Below are 461 nucleotides of genomic sequence, written 5' to 3'. Positions count from 1 at the left end.
CGTTCCTTTAACTGTCGTTGCGAAAAAGACTTTTAAACGATCATTGCCAAGCATCGTATACGTACTTGGGAAAGGATTCATTGCTCGGATTTGATCATAGAGTGTCCCACCCGGTAACGTAAAATCAAGCCGTTCCCGTTCCCGTGAGATATTCGGCGCAAACGTCGCTTCTGCCTCTACTTGCGCTTACGGTGTCAATTCACCTGCTAACAGACGAGGCAACGTTTCAAGCAACAGCCGCGCTCCTGCGTCCGCTAATTTTTCGAACATCGTTCCGACTGTATCGTTCTCTTCGATCGGAACGATGATTTTTGACAACATATCACCGGCGGCAAGTCGAACGACCATATACATGATCGTCACGCCTGTCTCTTTTTTACCATCGATGATTGCTTGATGAATCGGTGCACCGCCCAGATAGTTAGGTAGGAGTGATGCATGGACGTTGATCGCCCCAAAAC

General features: G+C 48.2%; 1 protein-coding gene and 1 pseudogene. Both read right to left on the bottom strand.

Annotated features, from left to right (window positions below):
- Positions 1-150: pseudogene (locus ACZGCQ_RS16955) on the bottom strand (methionyl-tRNA formyltransferase); the annotation flags it as partial.
- Between the two features lie 36 nt (positions 151-186).
- Positions 187-461 (bottom strand): formyltransferase family protein (locus ACZGCQ_RS16950; protein WP_481266892.1); only part of this gene is annotated, 275 nt, incomplete at its 5' end.

Source organism: Exiguobacterium sp. HSB13 (genome assembly GCF_056764755.1).
The sequence above is the reverse complement of the archived record's forward strand: the minus strand, read 5'-3'. Positions and strand labels throughout refer to the sequence as shown.